The sequence below is a fragment of the Burkholderia sp. MSHR3999 genome (assembly GCF_000833595.1).
GTDB lineage: Bacteria > Pseudomonadota > Gammaproteobacteria > Burkholderiales > Burkholderiaceae > Burkholderia > Burkholderia ubonensis.
In genome coordinates this window covers 106,762-123,811 of record NZ_JRFO01000007.1, presented here as the reverse complement: position 1 = coordinate 123,811, position 17,050 = coordinate 106,762, and the positions used below count along the sequence as shown (strand labels likewise).

The 17,050-nt window shown below is 67.8% G+C and carries 19 protein-coding genes and 1 pseudogene; 9 read left to right on the top strand and 11 right to left on the bottom strand.

Going from position 1 to position 17,050, the window contains the following annotated elements; translation table 11 throughout:
• Position 1: 1 nt before the first annotated feature.
• From KY49_RS24210 to KY49_RS24200, 3 genes are all read right to left on the bottom strand, one after another.
• Positions 2 to 1,435 carry a TolC family protein gene (locus KY49_RS24210; protein WP_042587028.1) on the bottom strand — a complete coding sequence of 478 codons (1,434 nt, stop codon included), beginning with the start codon at positions 1,433 to 1,435 and terminating at the stop codon, positions 2 to 4.
• Positions 1,432 to 1,617, bottom strand: coding sequence for a hypothetical protein (locus KY49_RS39325; RefSeq protein ID WP_442854644.1), 186 nt, complete (start codon positions 1,615 to 1,617; stop codon positions 1,432 to 1,434). The genes KY49_RS24210 and KY49_RS39325 overlap by 4 nt, the downstream gene beginning before the upstream one ends.
• Positions 1,618 to 1,815: 198 nt before the next feature.
• Complete coding sequence (locus tag KY49_RS24200) at positions 1,816 to 2,205, bottom strand: DUF2946 family protein (protein WP_042587026.1); 390 nt, start codon at positions 2,203 to 2,205, stop codon at positions 1,816 to 1,818.
• Positions 2,206 to 2,730: 525 nt separating this feature from the next.
• Here KY49_RS24200 and KY49_RS24195 point away from each other — a divergent pair.
• A complete protein-coding gene (locus tag KY49_RS24195; RefSeq protein ID WP_042587025.1) occupies positions 2,731 to 3,402 on the top strand; it encodes a heavy metal response regulator transcription factor in 672 nt (223 codons plus the stop codon).
• A complete protein-coding gene (locus KY49_RS24190) occupies positions 3,399 to 4,799 on the top strand; it encodes a heavy metal sensor histidine kinase (RefSeq protein ID WP_042587024.1) in 1,401 nt (466 codons plus the stop codon). The genes KY49_RS24195 and KY49_RS24190 overlap by 4 nt, the downstream gene beginning before the upstream one ends.
• Positions 4,800 to 4,868: 69 nt before the next feature.
• Here the strand turns inward: KY49_RS24190 and KY49_RS24185 are convergent, their stop codons facing one another.
• Positions 4,869 to 6,680: an ExeM/NucH family extracellular endonuclease gene (locus tag KY49_RS24185; RefSeq protein ID WP_042587023.1), complete on the bottom strand. Its 1,812-nt coding sequence runs from the start codon at positions 6,678 to 6,680 to the stop codon at positions 4,869 to 4,871.
• A 364-nt stretch (positions 6,681 to 7,044) separates the two neighbouring features.
• On the opposite strand from KY49_RS24185, the gene KY49_RS24180 reads away from it, so the two are divergent.
• The 3 genes from KY49_RS24180 to KY49_RS24170 are packed head-to-tail and all read left to right on the top strand — an operon-like array spanning position 7,045 to position 9,603.
• On the top strand, positions 7,045 to 7,863 hold the full coding sequence (locus KY49_RS24180) for a DUF4118 domain-containing protein (protein ID WP_042587022.1): 819 nt from the start codon (positions 7,045 to 7,047) through the stop codon (positions 7,861 to 7,863).
• A gap of 19 nt (positions 7,864 to 7,882) precedes the next feature.
• A complete protein-coding gene (locus KY49_RS24175; RefSeq protein WP_042587021.1) occupies positions 7,883 to 8,776 on the top strand; it encodes an alpha/beta hydrolase in 894 nt (297 codons plus the stop codon).
• Positions 8,776 to 9,603 carry a MipA/OmpV family protein gene (locus tag KY49_RS24170; protein ID WP_415869588.1) on the top strand — a complete coding sequence of 276 codons (828 nt, stop codon included), beginning with the start codon at positions 8,776 to 8,778 and terminating at the stop codon, positions 9,601 to 9,603. Before KY49_RS24175 ends, KY49_RS24170 begins: the two co-directional genes overlap by 1 nt.
• Before the next feature lie 27 nt (positions 9,604 to 9,630).
• Here the strand turns inward: KY49_RS24170 and KY49_RS24165 are convergent, their stop codons facing one another.
• Both KY49_RS24165 and KY49_RS24160 read right to left on the bottom strand, forming a co-directional pair.
• A complete protein-coding gene (locus KY49_RS24165; RefSeq protein ID WP_042588682.1) occupies positions 9,631 to 10,035 on the bottom strand; it encodes a DUF1801 domain-containing protein in 405 nt (134 codons plus the stop codon).
• Positions 10,036 to 10,110: 75 nt separating this feature from the next.
• A complete protein-coding gene (locus KY49_RS24160) occupies positions 10,111 to 10,932 on the bottom strand; it encodes an alpha/beta fold hydrolase (RefSeq protein WP_080407592.1) in 822 nt (273 codons plus the stop codon).
• A 137-nt stretch (positions 10,933 to 11,069) separates the two neighbouring features.
• Between KY49_RS24160 and KY49_RS24155 the strand changes: the two genes are divergently transcribed.
• The gene (locus KY49_RS24155) at positions 11,070 to 11,939 is read left to right on the top strand and encodes an AraC family transcriptional regulator (protein WP_197083600.1); all 870 of its coding nucleotides are present in this window, start codon (positions 11,070 to 11,072) and stop codon (positions 11,937 to 11,939) included.
• On the opposite strand, the gene KY49_RS24150 is transcribed toward KY49_RS24155, so the two are convergent.
• The 4 genes from KY49_RS24150 to KY49_RS37615 form a co-directional block, all read right to left on the bottom strand.
• Entirely contained in the window at positions 11,926 to 12,360 is a 435-nt protein-coding gene (locus tag KY49_RS24150; protein ID WP_042587020.1) for a GNAT family N-acetyltransferase, read from the bottom strand. The two genes, KY49_RS24155 and KY49_RS24150, sit on opposite strands and share 14 nt — an antisense overlap.
• A 122-nt stretch (positions 12,361 to 12,482) precedes the next feature.
• Positions 12,483 to 12,692, bottom strand: a complete 210-nt coding sequence (locus tag KY49_RS24145; protein WP_042587019.1) for a hypothetical protein — start codon at positions 12,690 to 12,692, stop codon at positions 12,483 to 12,485.
• A gap of 28 nt (positions 12,693 to 12,720) precedes the next feature.
• A complete protein-coding gene (locus KY49_RS24140) occupies positions 12,721 to 14,040 on the bottom strand; it encodes a DUF3422 family protein (RefSeq protein WP_042587018.1) in 1,320 nt (439 codons plus the stop codon).
• Positions 14,037 to 14,222 carry a hypothetical protein gene (locus KY49_RS37615; protein ID WP_143134402.1) on the bottom strand — a complete coding sequence of 62 codons (186 nt, stop codon included), beginning with the start codon at positions 14,220 to 14,222 and terminating at the stop codon, positions 14,037 to 14,039. The genes KY49_RS24140 and KY49_RS37615 overlap by 4 nt, the downstream gene beginning before the upstream one ends.
• Here KY49_RS37615 and KY49_RS24135 point away from each other — a divergent pair.
• The 3 genes and pseudogenes from KY49_RS24135 to KY49_RS24125 form a co-directional block, all read left to right on the top strand.
• Positions 14,221 to 15,096: a LysR family transcriptional regulator gene (locus KY49_RS24135; RefSeq protein ID WP_010097423.1), complete on the top strand. Its 876-nt coding sequence runs from the start codon at positions 14,221 to 14,223 to the stop codon at positions 15,094 to 15,096. The two genes, KY49_RS37615 and KY49_RS24135, sit on opposite strands and share 2 nt — an antisense overlap.
• A 26-nt stretch (positions 15,097 to 15,122) precedes the next feature.
• Positions 15,123 to 16,037 (top strand): acyltransferase family protein, encoded by a 915-nt coding sequence (locus KY49_RS24130; RefSeq protein WP_231636472.1) that lies wholly within the window; start codon positions 15,123 to 15,125, stop codon positions 16,035 to 16,037.
• Positions 16,038 to 16,039: 2 nt separating this feature from the next.
• Positions 16,040 to 16,282 (top strand): annotated as a pseudogene (locus KY49_RS24125) (hypothetical protein); the annotation flags it as partial.
• Here KY49_RS24125 and KY49_RS24120 read toward each other — a convergent pair.
• Positions 16,251 to 16,958: a haloacid dehalogenase type II gene (locus KY49_RS24120; protein WP_042587016.1), complete on the bottom strand. Its 708-nt coding sequence runs from the start codon at positions 16,956 to 16,958 to the stop codon at positions 16,251 to 16,253. The pseudogene KY49_RS24125 and the gene KY49_RS24120 sit on opposite strands and share 32 nt — an antisense overlap.
• Between the last annotated feature and the right edge of the window lie 92 nt (positions 16,959 to 17,050).

The window sequence follows — 17,050 nt, the reverse complement described above, 5'->3', positions numbered from 1 at the left end:
GTTATTGACCTTCCGAATGCGTTGCCGGCGCCGGTTGCGCCGTGGGAGCCGAAGCAGGCTGCGCTGCGCCCGCGCGGGGCAGATGGCCGCCGACCGCCTGCTGGAGGTCGGTTTCCGCAAGCCAATAATCCTTCAGCGAATCGATGTAGCTGTTGACCGCGCCGACCTGTTCGCGCGAATCCGCGAGCAGCTCGAAGACGCTGGCGAGCATGCCGTTGTAGCGGAGCAGCAGCTCGTCCGAGATGGTCTTGCGCAGCGGCACGACCTCGTCGCGATAGTGCTTCGCGATGTCGTAGCTGGTCACGTACGCCGAGTACGACTCGCGGACCTCCGAGCGCGCATCGATCGCGGTGCGCGCGAGCTGGTTGGCCGAGCGCATGTAGATGGCTTCCGCACGGGCGACCTTCGCGCCGCCCCAGTCGAAGACGGGAATCTCGATGCTGATCTCGTAGCCGTGCTCATGCCCCTTGTCGGTCTCGTAGTTGTTCAGATACCCGACATCGAGCGCATTGATGAAGCGCGTCGCCTTGGTGAGCCCCAGCGATGACGCGACGCCCTGCGTTTGCAGCTTCGCCGCCTGAATGTCCAGGCGGTTCTGCATCGCGTAGCTTTCGAGGTCCTGAAGATCCGGGCGCGCCTTCGGCAAGTCCGGCAGGCGCTCGGGCAGCATGTACTGCGTGCCGCCTCCCCACAAGCCCAGCGTGCGCGTCAGCTTTTCGCGCGCGGCGACGGCTTGCTGGCGCGTCTTCGCGAGCTGCGCGGCCGCATCGGCATAGAACGCCTGCTCGCGCGCATGGTCGAGCTTGCTGAAGTTGCCCGCCTGACGCATGCGCGACGCCAGCTCGGCGCCGGCGTCCGCGGAATCCTTCACCTGCTCCGCGTACCTGGCGGCCTGCTCGGCCGCCACCGCGTTGACGTACGCGCGACGCGCGTCGGCGGCGACCTTGAGCATGGCGTCCGCCGTCTCGAGGTTGGTCTGCTCGAAGCGGCGCCCTTCGATGCGCGCGGCGAACGGCAACGTCAGGAGACCGAGCACGTTCGCCGAGAACGTGCGGCCGATGCTAAGGTCGCCGTTTCCCGCGCGGGTCCGGCTGAACGTGAACCCGGGGTTCGGGAGGCGGCCGGCCTGCACCAGGTCGGCTTCGGACAGGCCCAGTTCCGCGTAGGATGCCTGAAGGCCGCGATTGTTCAGCAGCGCGACCTGCATGGCATCGTCCATCGTGAGCGGCTTGGCGAGCAGTTCCTGCGTGCGTTTTGCCGCGGCATTCCGGTCGTCGTCCGTCCTGACGACGATCGCGTCCTTGCCGAGCCGCTCCTTGGCGGCGGTGGACACCGTATCGAAACCGCCGTCTCTGGAGAACGTGGTGCATCCCGCGAGCAACGCCATCACCGCGATGCCCGCGCCCATTCGAGCGGTAAGGAATCGTCGCATCATTTGGCGGTTTCCTCGTGCTTCGCGTGGTTCGAATGACCGCCGGCCGGTTGGGCCGGCGCGCCGCCGTGCTTCATGCCGCCTTTGGCCGGCTCGTCGAGGACGGCCTTGTTCAATTGCAGCCACGTCGGCCCGTCGCCGTCCCGGTAAGGCTGATAGCCGTCGAACGCAGAGGGAATGGTCATCGCCGGCACCGGGGTCGTTGCGTCCGTGGGGTCAGGCATCGTTGTTGCGGCATGCGCGAGCGACGGCAAGGTAGCCGCCGCGCCGAGCAGCGCTGCAGAGATAAGTCGCATACGTGTTCTCGTCGTGAATCAGCTGGCAGGCGCGTATCGGCGCACCAGGTCGAAGGCGTAGCGCGGTTCATCGACCGCGACGGCGAACTAGACGGGAAAGCGGCGAGGCGGTCGCTCGATGCCGTCGGTCAGGAACGACGCGACGCCGACGGGAGGCGGAATGGGGCGGGCGGCGCGAGCGGCGTCCGGTGCAACGGCCGCGGCAGGCATCGCCGGCAATCCCGTGCCGATGCAGCACGATGCACAGGTCGAACACGCATGCGCGTGGTGCGCGCCGTCGTGATGCCGAGGGTGATGCGCGCCGTCCGCACGCGCCATGCGTTGCATGTCGCGGTGGTATGCTGGCGCGGCCTGTTGCAGGTACCGGGGCGCATCGTCCTGCGCGGCGGCGCATTGCGTCGAGACGGCCGCAAACGACTGAACCGGAAGGCTCAGCGCCAGCAAGACGACGATGAAGAATTTGCGCCAGTACGACATGGAAGCGGCAATCGAGTGTGTCAGGACAGAACGTGGGCCGCAGCTTAGCGCCGCGCGCGTGACGCCGGCATGGCCATAAAATGACCGAAATGTCATGCAGGCGCGTCGTCCGGACCGTCGACGGCCGGCGCTTCATGAAAAAATTGTCATCCAGCCGTCATGCCCGGCGCGTCCGCGCCGCCCCAAGCTCGGGCCCTGGACCAACCCGCCTCACTAGGGTCTGTTTACATACGGAACGCACATGCGAATGCCCGAAATCGCCCGCAGGGCAAGGAGGAAGGAGCGCCGTTTGGCCGAGCCAAACAAGCGACGCGCGACGCCGCCATGCGGGCGATTTCGGGCATTCCCCTGGAATGAATTTTTTAGTTTGGGGTTGCCACGAGAACGGCCGCTCGCCGCGTTGTGCTCCTTGCGAATACGTCCAGTATTCGCGGCGTCGCACGCCTCGCGAGCGGCCGTTCTCGTGGCAACGCATGTGCGTTCCGTATGTAAACAGACCCTAGAGACAGCACGACCCACTCAGCAATGCGGATACTCATAGTCGAAGACGAGCCGAAAATGGCGTCGTATCTCCGGAAGGGATTGATGGAGGCGAGCTACACGGTCGACGTGGCCGAGAACGGCCAGGACGGCCTGTTCCTGGCGCTGCACGAAAGCTTCGACCTGATCGTGCTGGACGTCATGCTGCCGGGAATCGACGGCTTCGAGGTGCTCAAGCGCCTGAGGGCGCAGAAGCAGACGCCGGTGCTCCTGCTGACGGCGCGGGAAGCCATCGAAGACAAGGTGACCGGCCTTGAATTGGGCGCGGACGACTACCTGCCCAAGCCGTTTGCCTACGCCGAGTTCCTGGCCCGCATTCGCGCGCTGCTGCGGCGCGCGCCGCGCAACGTCCGGGACATCCTGCTCGTCGCCGATCTCGAAGTAGACCTCATCAGGCGGCGCGTGAAGCGCGGCGACACGCGCATCGATCTCACCGCGCAGGAGTTCGCGTTGCTGCAGCTCCTCGCCGAACGCGAAGGCGAGGTGCTCACGCGCACCTTCATCACGTCCCAGATCTGGGACATGAACTTCGACAGCGACACCAACGTGGTGGACGCCGCCATCAAGCGCCTGCGCGCGAAAATCGACAACGCATACGAGAAGAAGCTCATCCATACGATACGCGGGATGGGCTACGTGCTCGAGGACCGCTCGTGACCGACGGCCCCGCACCGTACTCGCTGCTCCGGCGGCTGACGCTCGCATTCGCGCTGGTCGCGGCGCTCGTGTTCGCGTTGACCGGCACCTACCTGTACCGGTCGTTGTCGGCGGAGCTGCAGCGGCGCGACGACATCGAGATCGGCGGCAAGCTGAACCAGTTCCTGCAGCTTGCGCGCGCGAGCGGCTCGACCGAGGCCGTCCGCACGAACCCGGCCATCGTTCACGAAGTCCTGCTGTCCCATCCCGGCGTCTATCTGGGCATCTACGACAGCCGCAACACGCTGCTGGTCGAGCACACCGACAAGCCGGACGTGAAGCTCGACGCGCTCGTCACCGGCCGGCATCCGGGCCGCCGGCCGTTTAGCTGCTCGCCCGACGGCATCGGGCCGTCCCGCTGCATCGTCGCCGAAGCGACGCTGCCGTCCGGCGAAGCGATCCGGGTGGCGCTGGTACGCACGGCGACCGACCGGCAATCGCTGCTCGAAAGCTACCGGGTCGATATCTGGGTCGCGGTTGCCGTCGGCGCGATCCTCGTCGGCGCGCTCGGCTATGCGGTTGCGCGCCGCGGCCTGCGTCCGGTCGAGGGCCTGGGCCGGCAGACCTCCCGCATCGAGGCGCACAACCTGAACGAGCGGCTCGACATCGGCGGTGGCCCGATCGAGCTGCGCGAACTCGCCGTCTCCGTGAATCGCATGCTCGACCGGCTCGAACGCGCGTTCGTCCGCCTGTCGCAGTTTTCGTCGGACCTCGCGCACGACATGCGCACGCCGCTCGCCAACGTGATCAGCTCGTCGCAAGTCACGTTGTCCAGGCCCAGGACGACCGACGAATACGAGGCGCTGATCGACTCGAACATCGAGGAATGCGAGCGGCTCCAGCGCATGATCGAGAACATGCTGTTCCTCGCGCGCACCGACAACGCGCAACAGCACCTGAAGCTGTCGGACCTCGACGCGGCGAACGAGCTGGGCCGGCTGGCGTCGTACTTCCAGGGCATCGCCGACGAAAGGGACATCAGCATCGTGGTCGAAGGCGACGCGCGGGTGGCGGCCGATGCCACGTTGTTTCGCCGAGCGGTCAGCAATCTCGTGTCGAATGCGCTGGACCATGCGCTGGCCGGCTCGACGATCGAACTGGCCGCGCTATCGTCCGCGGGGTTTTCCGTCGTCAAGGTGACGAATCGCGGACGCCCGATCGCGCCGGAGCACATCGACCGCATCTTCGAGCGCTTCTATCGCATCGACGCGTCGCGGCACGGGTCGTCCAGAAATGCAGGCCTCGGTCTCGCCATCGTCAAATCGATCATGGAACTGCACCGCGGCAACGTCGAGGCGGTGAGCGACGACGCCGGCACGACCTTCATCCTGCGCTTTCCCGTTGCTGCCACGGCCTGAACCGTTCTTCACTCGCCACGCCGCGCGGCATCGCGTGCATGCCGCGCGGCGAAGCCACCCGGCCGGCGATCAGCGGCCGCCCGGCAGCGCGATGTCGACCAGCACCGGATCGTGATCCGACGAGCGATACGCGTCGGGCGCGTACCAGGTCCGTTGCTGCTCGGCGCTCTTGTACGCGAGCGTGTACTGCAGCGCGACCGGCTCGTCCGCGTTGATGTGCCATTCGTGCACGGCCTTCACGTGCGCCGCGAGCGGCAGCGACGCGAGCGCGTGATCGAGATAGCCCGCTTCGCCGTTGTAGACGTAGCTGTACGCATTCGCGCCGATCCAGCGCGACACGAGGTTCCGGTAGCCGCGCGACTCGAGCAGGCGGATCGGGTCTTCGTGCGTGTAGCTGTTGAAATCGCCGATCAGCAGCACGCCCTGGCTCGACGCGCCGGTCGGCGTGCCGGCGAGCCAGTCGGCGAGCCTGGCCGCCGCGCGCGTGCGCGTCGCGTTCCAGCAGCCCTGGCCGTCGCCCTGGTCGAGATCGTCGCTCGTCGCGTCCGGGCAATTCTTCGATTTCAGATGATTGACCACGACCGTCAGCGCATGCTTGCCGCCGACGCGCCGGAACGTCTGCGCGAGCGGCTGGCGGTTCTTGTCGTCGATCGCGAGCGTCGCCGCGCGGCCGACCGGTTCGACCTTGCGGCTGTCGTAGATCAGCGCGACCGCGATCGCGTCGCCGCCGAGCCGCGCCGTGCCCGGATCGACGACGCGCCAGTGGCTGCCGAGCTTCGCCGCGAGCTGGCGCACCGCGCTCAGTTCGCCGTAGCCGTTGTTCTGGATTTCCATCAGGCCGATCACGTCGGCGTCGAGCGCCTTCAACGCGCTGACGATCTTCGCGTCCTGGCGCAGGAACTCCTGATAGGTCTTCGCGCCGCGGTTGGCCGGATCGTCGAAGCCGCCGCCGAGGCCGTTGCCGTTGAAATAATTGAGGACATTGAACGACGCGACGCGCAGGTTCGCGTGCCGATCGCGCGCGGGCGCCGCGGTGCGCGGATTCGCGCGCGCATCGAACGCGGGCGCCGCCGCGCCGGGCACCGGCTGCACGCGCCACGCGCCGTAGCGCATCTCGAGCACGCCTTCGACGTTGCTGACCGTGTAGCCCGCGCGCAGCGTGTTCGCGGCGGAAAGCCCGGGCGGCGGATACGGGACGCTCGCCGGGTTCTGCTTGTTCGAGCCGTCGTCGAGGACCAGCCGGTTGCGTGCGTTCGCGTCGATTTGCGACCGCGCCTGCGCGGGCGGCACGACGCTCGTCGGCGTGCGCAGCCGGCCGTTGCTGAGCAGCACGCTGCCGTAGCGGCCGAGCTCGTAGTTGTCGGTGACGTTCAGCTTCTGCGGCAGCCGCACCAGCATGCCTTCATACGCGGCGAACGCATTCACGTCGTCGACGGGCAGCGCGAGCGTCGCGGGCGTGACCGACTGGCCGTTCGCGCACACCGCGATCGCGCCCGACAGCGTGAGCTGCGTCTGCCCGTATTTCTCCTCGACCTTGCCCGTCACGTGGACGAGATCGCCCGCCTTCGCGCGCGCTTTCGGCGCATAGACGAACAGCCCTTCGGAGACGCCCGGCTGGTTGCGGCGCTGCACATCGGCCTGCTGGACGAAGAAGCCGCCGAAGCCGTCGGCGCCGCCGAAATCGGCGGTGACGACCGCTTCGATCGAGACGTTCTGGCCGGCGAGCGGCGACGGCGCGCCCGGCCCCTGAATCTCGGCGATCGGCGTCGCGCTGCCGCCGCAGTTCGCGCTGACGGGCGCGGCGGTGGCAGCGAGCGCCGGCGCGGCGGCAAGGGCGGGCAGGAGCAACAGGAGGGCAGACACGGGAATCGGAGCGCGCATGACGGAGGGTCCGGTTGTGAGGGTGCCGAAAGCTTAGCGGTGCTTGGTGACAGTTTTTGGTAAGCGAAAGATGGATGGATGTAATGTTTCCGATCCGATCGGGCGAACCGCCGCGTGGCGGATGCTCCGGGTCGCCGGAAAGCCTTCGCGACCGGCTCGGCCCGACGGCAGCGGGCCCCGCGCCATTCCTTCCTCGATCGCCGGGCCGAAACCCGGCGCCGCCAATTACTACGAGAAATTACATGTGCTATCGTTCGGCCCACTCGTGCCGTGGGTCGCTCATGACTCGCGCGCACGCCTCGCTACGCCGGCCGTTTTCGGCCCCAGATAAATCACGCCCGGTCCGCCGGCGAACTCCAGACTCATGCAGATCCAGAACGCCCGCCGCTGGGCGCCACGCGGGCCACGGCGATGGGTTGCCGCACTCGCCGCGCTGGGCCTGGCGAGCGGTGCGCGCCTCCTGTTGCACCCGCTGCTCGGTCCCGTCATGCCGGGCACGGCTTTCAGCATCGCCGCCGTGCTGATCGAGTACTACTTCGGCCTCGCGCCCGCGCTGACCGTGATGCTGGCCGGCCTGTGCATCGCCGACTACCTGTTCGTGCCGCCTTATGGCGTGTTCGACGTCATCGATCGCTCCGACATCCTGTTCGTCGTCTCGTACCCGCTGGTCGCGCTCGTGCTGATTACGCTGATCGAGCGCCTGAGGCGCGCGCAATTCCGCGCGGAACTGATCGCGTCCGTCGCGCAGTCGCGCTACGAGATGCTGCTGCGCCACGACAACGAGCGCTTGCTCGCGCGCCGCGCGATCGATGAAACGCACCGGCTGCTGCATCACCTGTCGCAGTACCACCGGACCTTCGTGCTGATGCAGGCGCTCGAACACAACCCCGCATGGAGCGGCGGCACGAGCGGCCCGGCGAGCGGCGCCCATGTCGCGCTGCCGCCGCCCGCGGAAATCGCGCCCGGCCCCCGCTTCGACGACGTCGACCCGGACGATCTCCGCCGCCTGTCGAAGACCCTCTCGGCCGGCCGGCACCGCGTGCGGCTGCGCCGGTCCGGCACGCCCGCCACGCGCGCGGCGGGTGACGCGGCGGGCGACGGCGCCACGCGCTTCGTCGACTGCGTCTGCGAACGCTTCACGACGCACGCGGGCGATTTCCTCGTGCTGCGCATCGACGACTGACGCCAGGGTCTGTTTACACATGTCAATCTCCGCCAGAACGGTGTTCAACGAAGGCGACGGCCACGCCGTGCTGATGCTGCACGGGCTGTCCAGCTCGCCGCTGGAATTCCGCTATCTCGCGCGCTTCCTGAATGACGAGGGCTTCACGACGTGCGCGCCGGTGCTGGACGGCTATAGCGCCGGCACGCCGGAACAGGCGATGGAGCAATGGCTCGACGCCGCGACCCGCGAATACGACGCGCTCGCCGCACGCTACGAACGCGTGTCGATCTGCGGGCTGTCGATCGGCGCGACGCTTGCGCTCGCGCTCGCGCATCGCCGTCCGCAGGCGCAGGCCGTTGCGCTGCTGTCGCTCACCCTCGCGTACGACGGCTGGGCGATTCCGTGGTATCGCTTCCTGCTGAACTGGGCGTATTACTCGCCGATGCGCCACCGCTACCGGTATCGCGAATCGGCGCCCTACGGCCTGCGCAACGAGGCGCTGCGCGCGAAGATCGCGCGCGCGATGAGCCGCGACGACTTCAGCGAAATCGGTCCGTCGACGATCTCGCTCCCCGCCCTGCACGAGGCAAGCCGGCTCGCGGCTTGCGTGCGCCCGAAGGTGCGCGCGATCCGCAACGACTGCCTGATCATCCATGCCATCGACGACGAAACGTCGAGCCCGCGCAATGCGCGCTTCATCGCTTCGTCGATCGGGGCCGGCTTCCTGCGAACCATCTGGCTCGACGACTCGTATCACATGATCACTTCCGACAACGAACGCGAAATCGTCGCGCGGGAAACCGCGCTGTTCCTGCGCGAAAGCGAAATGGCAAGCCGCACGGGCGACGCCGGCGCCAAGCCGGTCGTCTCGAAGGCGCTGGCGCGCCGCCTGCGGCAACTGGCGACACTGGGCAACGGGCGGACGTCGTGATGAAGCTTCCTGCGTTCCTCACCGCAAAGCGGGCCGCGCTGCTGGCGGCGGGATTGTCGCTGACCGTCTGCGCGCTCGACGCATCGGCCGCCGACGCCGCATCCGCCGCAACCGCTGCCGACGCGGCCGTCCAGCCCGCCGGCAAATGGAAGATCGCGTTCGGGCCGGGCCTGTTCGTCTCGCCGCGATACCCGGGCTCGCGGGACCTGCGCGTGTTCCCCTATCCCGCGCTCGACATTTCCTACGACGACCGCATCTTCTCGCAAGGCCCCGACGTGCTGGGCGTGAACGTGCTGCGCGGCGACGACTATCACGTCGGCGCAGCCATCACGTTCGATTTCGTGTCGCGCCACGAGAGCGACGATCCGCGCCTGCACGGGCTCGGCAACGTGAACGCCGGCCCGAAGCTGAAGCTCTTCGCCGATTACACGGTCTGGATGTTCACGGGCTCCGTCGCGATGTATCAGGACATCGCCGGACACCATCAGGGCAAGACCGTGCTCACCGATCTCTACGCGTCGCTGCCCGCAGGCGGCTGGCTGTTCTCCGCCGGACCAGGCTTCACGTGGGCGGACGCCGTCCATACGCGCACGTTCTTCGGCGTGTCGAACCAGCAGAGCGCCGCGTCGGGGCTGCCCGCCTACAACACCGGCGCGGGCATCCGCGACGTGCATCTGAACGGCTACGTCAGCTACGACTTCTCGAAGCACTGGGTCGGCTCGGTCGCGGTGACGCTCGGGCGCTTGCAGCACCATGCCGCGTCGAGCCCGATCACCGAGCGCAGGACCGAGCTCAATACGCTCGCGTCGGTCAACTACCGCTTCTGACCGCGCGTGCGGCCGGGACGATGCGGCTCAGCGTCTGGCCTTCGACCGGTTCAGCGCCACCGCATCGCGCACGAGCGTCTTCAACGCGCGTTCGTTGATCGTTTCGCCTTCGCGGAAATCGATCGCGCGCCGCGTGTTCCCTTCGAGACTGGCATTGAACAGGCCGGCGGGGTCCGGCAGCGCCGCCCCTTTCGCGAAGGTCATCTTCACGACGCTCTTGTAGGTCTCACCGGTGCAGAGGATGCCCGCATCCGACCACACCGGCACCCCGCGCCACTTCCACTCCTCGACGACGTCGGGATCGGCCTCCTTGACGAGCGCCCGGAGCCGGCCGAGCATCTCGCCGCGCCAGTCGCCCAGCTCCTCGATTCTCGCGTCGATCAGTTGTGAAGGCGACTGGACGTTCTCGTGCTGCGACTCGCTTTTCTTCATGCGCGTTTCTCCTTCGGCGAGCGTTCCAAAGTACACGTCATGTTCGTTCGGCATGCCGGATTCATCACTCGCGAGTTATCGATTGAATTTGGTCGGGAACCGGCGCGAGTCAAGCGGGCATGTCGAAACGTCCGGGGCCCCGTCCACCGCGAGTAGAAACGACTCGATCGCCGCCACCAGCGCGAGCGGGGTTTCATTCATCGGATAGTGGCCGGCGTTCGCCAGTACGTCGACCGTGGCAAGAGGATACCGCCGCAGATAGGTCCTGGCCATCAGCGCCGCGTTGAACGTCGGATCATGCTCGCCTACCAGCACCTTCACCGGGTGCCGCCCGGCGATCTCGTCGCTGAAGTCCGTATCGGCCCATGCGTGAAAGTAGGCGGCGAACGCTTCCGGCGACGAATGCAATGCCGAATACGCCGCTTTCCATTCGACCCACGACGACGGCAGTCGGCCGCCGGTGCTGCGATCGATGATGGCCCGCCGGTTGCCCGGATGCCCGGCGGCGCCTTCGAACAGCGCGCGCCTTGCGGCATCGAACGCGATGCCGCCGCACGGAACAGGCGCAACCGGCACCAGCGCACGCACGCGCTCGGGCGCGCATGCGGCAATCTTCTCGATCGCCATGCCGCCCATCGAATGACCGACGAGGCTGAACGTGCGAAAGCCGAGCGCATCCGCGAGCGCGAGTGCATCGGCGGCAATCTCGTCGATCGTGTAGGCGCCGCGCGTGTCGCGCCTTTCGCCGTAGCCTCGATAGTCGACGAATACGTAGGAGAACTTGTCCTGTGAGAGCCATGCTTCGATCGGCTCGAACGAGCGCGCGTCACCGAACCAGCCGTGCAGCACGAGAACAGCGTGGGGGCCATGTCCCACGCGATGAAAGGGTTTGGGCATATCGACTCCGGAAGAATCACGATCAGGCGTCCGGCGACTTGGTCGAGTGCGCCGTCGCGCCACGCATGAAACGGATCGTAGGCCGGTCGACCATGGCCCGCCTTCGACGCCGGGCCATTCGCTATAGAATCCGGGCCATGCGAAATACCCTGCTCGATCCCTACGAGAACATCCCGCGCAGCGTGGTGGTGACCGCGAACGACTATCCGGCCGGCCTGACGTTTCCGCCGCACGCGCATCGACGCGGGCAGTTCGCGTTTGCTTCGCGCGGCGCAATCAGCATCGCCACCCCGCAGGGCCGCTGGCTCGTGCCGCCGCAGCGCGCGTGCTGGGTCCCGGCCGGCGTCGAGCATGAAATGACGATGAGCGGCCCGGTCACGATGCTCAATACCTTCGTGTCGGGCGACGCGGCGCATGCGGCGGGGCTGCCCGACCATTGCTGCGTGTACGGCGTGTCGCCGTTGCTGAGGCAGCTGCTCGACGGCGCAATCGATCTCCCGGCGCTGTACGACGTCGACGGACGCGCCGGCAAGCTGATGGCCTTGCTCGTCGCGGAAATGGCGGCCATGCCGCGCCTGTCGCTTCATGCGCCGTTGCCGGACGATCCGCGGCTGGCAAGCGTGTGCCGGCAACTGTTCGAAGCGCCGTCGATCGCGATCGATCTCGACACCGTGGCGGCCGACGCCGGGATGAGCAGACGCACCTTCACGCGGCGCTTCCGCGTGCAGACCGGCGTGAGCTTCGCCGCATGGCGGCAGCAGGTCTGCCTGCTCGCGGCGGTCTCCCGCTTGAGCCAGGGGCAGCCGGTGACCCGGGTCGCGCTCGACCTCGGCTACGCGAGCCCCAGCGCGTTCACGTCCGCGTTTCGCCGCGTGCTCGGGGAGACGCCGAGCCGGTATCTGGAAGGTCGTCCATCGGGCGAGAACGCGAACGAAGCCTGGTCGAGCAGCCCGTCCGCCGCCAGCACCTGCTGCACCGCTCGGCCGCCGACGCTCAGAGTTCCTTGACCATGAACACGCGCGCGGCCCCGGCCGGCTGGCACGGCACTTCGCCGAATGCGCGGTAGCCGTGCTTCTCGTAGAACGCGGGCGCCTGGAACGTGATCGTGTACAGCACCGCGCGCGCGCAGCCGCGCTGCTTCGCCTCGGCTTCCGCCGCGTGCAGCAGCTTGCTGCCGAGGCCGTCCTTGCGCAGGGATTCGGGCAGGTACAACAGGTCGATGAAGAACAGCCCCAGCGAGGTCCGGCCGACCAGCCCGCCGAGGACCTCCCCGGTCTTCGGGTCGGTCACGTACACGTCGAGCGCCGTGTTGTCGGGCTGGCCGGTAATCGCGTCGTTGTATTCGTTGAGCTTGCGGCTGATCAGGTCTCGGGCCGCCGGCTGTCCGACAGCGGCCAACTGGATTGCAACGTCTGATGGAGCGGTCATGTCAATGTATTTATCGGCAACAGAATGTCGGGCCGGTTGATCCGGCCCCCTCGGAAACTGCCGCGCCATTCTGCCTGATATGCACCGCCCCGGGTCGTCCGCTTGCCGCGCTGAAGTGCAGGTCAGTTGTAGCCGAGGATCGCGTCCGTCGCGACGTCCGGCCGATCGGCGGTGCCGCCGACGAGCGACGTGGTCGGCTCCTGCAGCACCGCCTGATACGACGACACGCGCGCGTCGTCCGCATTGTCCGCATTGCCTGCGTCGTCCCACTCCGGCTCGGCGAAATCGTCGATGCTCGAGAAGAACCCCGGTTGCATTTGCGAAAAAGTCATCTCCACTCCTTAAGTTTTCGTTGATGTTCTAAACCACTTGCTTCATTTTCGCTGGTCGCGCCGGCTCGCCGTCGCGGCCGGCATCCGCATGCGCCATCTGCGCGCGGGTGCGCCGTGTGATGTGGATCACCGCGAGCACGACCGGCGCGATCAGCAGCCCTTCCGCCAGCTCGGGATCGACCGGCAGGCTCAGCACGTGCAGCGCCTTGAACGCGGCGGCCGCGAGCGACAGCACGTAGTACGAGATCGCGGCGACGGACAGCCCTTCCACCGCATGCTGCAGATGCAGCTGGTTGCGCGCGGTGCGCTCCATGCCGGCAAGCAGCCGCGTGACGTCCTTTTCCTGCGCGAGATTGACGCGGGTGCGCAGCAGGTCGACCGCGCGCGCGATGCGGTCGGCGATCTGCTCGCGACGCGCCCATACGCTGCGGCACGTCTCCATCGCGGGCGCGAAGCGCCGCTCCATGAACTCCGCGATCGTCGGCATCCCCTCGATGCGCTCCTCGCGCAGCTCCTGGATGCGCGCGAGCACGAGCTTCTCGTACGCGCGCGACGCGCTGAAGCGTCCGCCGGACCCCGACAGCGATTCGACGCGCACCGCCAGGTGCGTGAGCTCGACCAGCAGTGCCGCGTCGTCGCCCTGCGCGCCGTGCGCGTCCATCCGCTGCATCAGCGCCTGCAGCGACGCGTGGATCTCGTCGAGATCGCGGCTCATCCGGCGCGCGACCGGCAGCGCGAGCAGCGCCATCATCCGGTAGGTTTCGATTTCATACAGACGCTGCAGCAGGCGGCCGCCCTGCTCTTCGCGGAAGTCGTCGTCGACGACGAGAAAGCGCATGAAGCCGTCGTGCCGCACGTGCCAGTCGCAGAACACCTTGCCGCCGCCGAGCACGTTGCCGCCGACCATCATCGGCCCGTCGAACCAGCGCCGCACGTCGCGGCACGCGAGCTGAGCGGCGTCGCCCGACAGCAGCTCCATGCGCACCGCGACGAAGCGAATTCCGGCCAGCCGCGCGAACCACGCGGCCGGGATGCCTTCGATCGCGAGATCGTCGAAATAGCCGGTATCGCGGCGCGGCGCGACGAACGTGAAGGTCGAGAACTCGGTGTGGCGCTCCCACTTCAGATGCCAGCCGCTCGGCGACTGCACCGCGTAATGCGTCGCGCCTTCGTGCGGCGCGGCAATGCCGGCGTCGCGGCACAGCGCGTGCAGCAGCGTGTCGTGAATCGCCGGTTCGCCATCCGAATAGATCGCGTAGTGGGTCAGCGCCACGGATTCGGCCAGCCTCAGGAACGGCCGGGCGTGCAATTCCGCGGCCAGTGCGGCGCGCAACGGATGGTCCATCATCGGTACACCGGGTTTTCCTCGTTCAACTGCGCGGGTTCGGCATGCCGGCAATCGCGGCCTGGCATGGCCCGACGCACCGGCGGCCGCAGCGGAATCGCTTGCGTGATCGCACTATCGCACGCACGTAGCGACAATAAAAACGCATAATGTTGATCGTTACCTTCAGTTTTCCTGATACCCATGAAGATGCTCGATCACGACGTGCTCGCCACCGTCGTCGCCGTTGCCGAGACCGGCAACATGACCCGGGCCGCCGAAGCCGTGAACCGCTCGCAATCCGCCGTCAGCATGCAGATCAAGAGCCTCGAGGATGCGCTGGGGCGGCCGCTGTTCATGCGCCGGCCGCGCAGCATCGTGCTGACGCGCGAGGGCGAGGTGCTGCTGGGCTTCGCACGGCGCATGCTGGCGCTGCGCGACGAGGCATGGGCCGCCGTGGTGCGGCCGGAGGTGACCGGCAAGGTGGTGATCGGCGTGCCGGACGACTATGCGTCGTCGCTTCTTCCTTCAGTGCTTAAGAAATTCTCGGCGTCGTATCCGAAGGTCGAGATCCAGGTGATCGGGCTGCCGAGCAGCGCGCTCGCGCCGCTGCTCAAGGACGGCACCGTCGATCTCGTGTGCGGCACGCGCGTGAAAGGGCTGTCCGGCGATTTCGTGCGCCACGAGCCGATGGCGTGGGCCGCGATGACCAACGGGCCGCGCGTGTGGGAAGAGCGGCCGCTGCCGATTGCGGTGTTCATGCCCGGCAGCGTCGCGCGCGAGAACGCGATCCGCAGCCTCGAACGCGCGAAGGTGCCGTACCGGACCTCGTACGAAAGCCCGAGCCTGCTCGGGCTGATCAGCATGGTGGAAGCGGGGCTCGCGGTCGCGCCGCTCGCGCGCTGCGCGATTCCCGCGCAACTGACGGTGCTCGGGCGCTCGCATGGGCTGCCCGACTTGCCGCCGCTCGAGATGATCCTCGCGCGCAGCACGAAATCGAAGCGGCCGCCGTGCGACTTCCTCGCCGAGCAGATCATGGAAGATCTGCAGCGGCAGACGGGGCAGGCCGGCGACGCATAGGCGCCGGCGCGGCGCTCAGGCCGGCGGTGCGCACCGCCCGCCGCTACGCGAACGCGTCGATCGACGCACGCCGCCGCTCGTCCACCATCGCTTCGATCAGCGAAACGAGATCGTCGGTCAGCGGATCGCAGATGCCGGGCGAGCGATGCAGTTCGAGATCGGCGGGCGGCAGCGCGAAGCCGAAGATCCATTCGGTCGGGCTGATGGCCGACTACAACCTGTCGAAGCGCACCGACGTCTACCTGCAGGCCGCGTATCAGCACATCGCCGGCGACAAGACGAACTCGATCCTCGATCTTTCGTTTCCGCTGCTGTGCATCGCATTGCGGCGCGACGCGCGGCTGCTGGCGTTCTGGGCGCTCGTCATCGCGATCGGCCCCGTGTACCGCATCAAGCATTCCAGCGACGAAGGCGGCTTCCTCTATGCATACCTCGCATGCTTCGACGGCATCGCGATCGGCTGCTGCGCGGCGGTGCTGGCCGACCGGCCGCGCTGGCGCGCGTTCGCGCAACCCGCCGTGCAGTGGCTCGCCGCGGCCGCGATGTCCATGCTCTATTTCGCGTGGCCGATCGCGCAGAGCCACGTCGCCGGCGTGACCGCGATGGCGTTCGCCACGGCCGTGCTGCTGGTCGGCGCGCATGCGCGGGCCGCCGGCGGCGACGCGCGCGGCAGCCGCCTGCTGGCGCCGCTGCGCTGGAGCGGCAGGCTCAGCTACGAGCTCTACCTGTTCCATCTGGTCGTGCTCGGCGGAATGCGCACGCTGTTCCCGCCGCGCGCGACATCGGGCGACGACAGGCTGCTGCTGCTCGCGGCCTATCTCGTGCTGTCGGCCGGCGTGAGCGCGGCCATCGCGCGCGGTTATGCGACGCCGCTCGACCGCTTCCTCAAGCGCCGCTGCACACGCGCGTCGGCGCGCATGCCGGACAGCGCGCGCGTCTGATAACCGATTACGTGCGCGCGGTGCCCGAGCTGATTCGCGCGTACGTGCCGCGCCGTTACGTAACGCTCGGCACGGACGGCTTCGGGCTCAGCGACACGCGGCAGGCGTTGCGGTCGTTCTTCGAAGTCGATCGCGAGAGCATCGTGATTGCCGCGCTGAAGGCGCTCGCGGATGAACGCGAGATCGGCGCCGACGTGGTGCGCCCCGCGCTGCTCAACAGCCGAGCTGCGCGGCGAGATCGATGAAGTCGTGCGCGTTGATGTCGAAGCACTCGTCGAAGGCCGTATCGACGTCGCCGCCCGGACCGAATTCCAGCGGCCGCGCGACGAACGCCGTCCTCATGCCGAGCGCGGCGGCGGCAATTAGGTCGTACTTGTGGCACGCGACCATCATCGCGTCGCCCGCCGCCACGCCGAGATAGCGCAATGCCATCCTGTAGGTGCGCGGATCGGGCTTGAACGTCCCCGCCATCTCCGCCGCGAAGATCGCATCCCACGGCAGCCCGCCGCGCCTCGAGATGTTGACGACCGCGCTCACGTCGGCATTCGACAGCGTCGCCAGCTTGAACTTGCGCTTGAGCCGCTGCAGGCCTTCGACCGTGTCCGGCCACGGCGCGATCGTCTGCCACGCGAAATTGAGCGTCTCGCGCTCGTCGTCGGTGAAGAACGTCAGGCCCCACGCGTCGATCACTTCGTCGAGCGCGTGCCGGTAGATGCGGTCGACCGACGACCACGGCCGTTCGCCCGCGAGGATCGCATCGAGCGCGGGCCGGTACCTGCGCCGCCAGTCGTCGACGAAGCGCCCCCAGTCGGCATCCGGCGCACGCGCGCCGGCGAGCGCGCGCGCGGCGCCGCCGACCGTCGAGCGAAAATCGGTGGCCGTGCCCTGCACGTCGAAGATCAGCGCTTGAACGTCATGCATCGGGGTCTCCGTCTGGATGCGATCGCGCGACGCGCCCGCGCGCTGCGCCGCAACGAACGTCGAGCATAGCGCGCCGCCACGGATGCGTCACG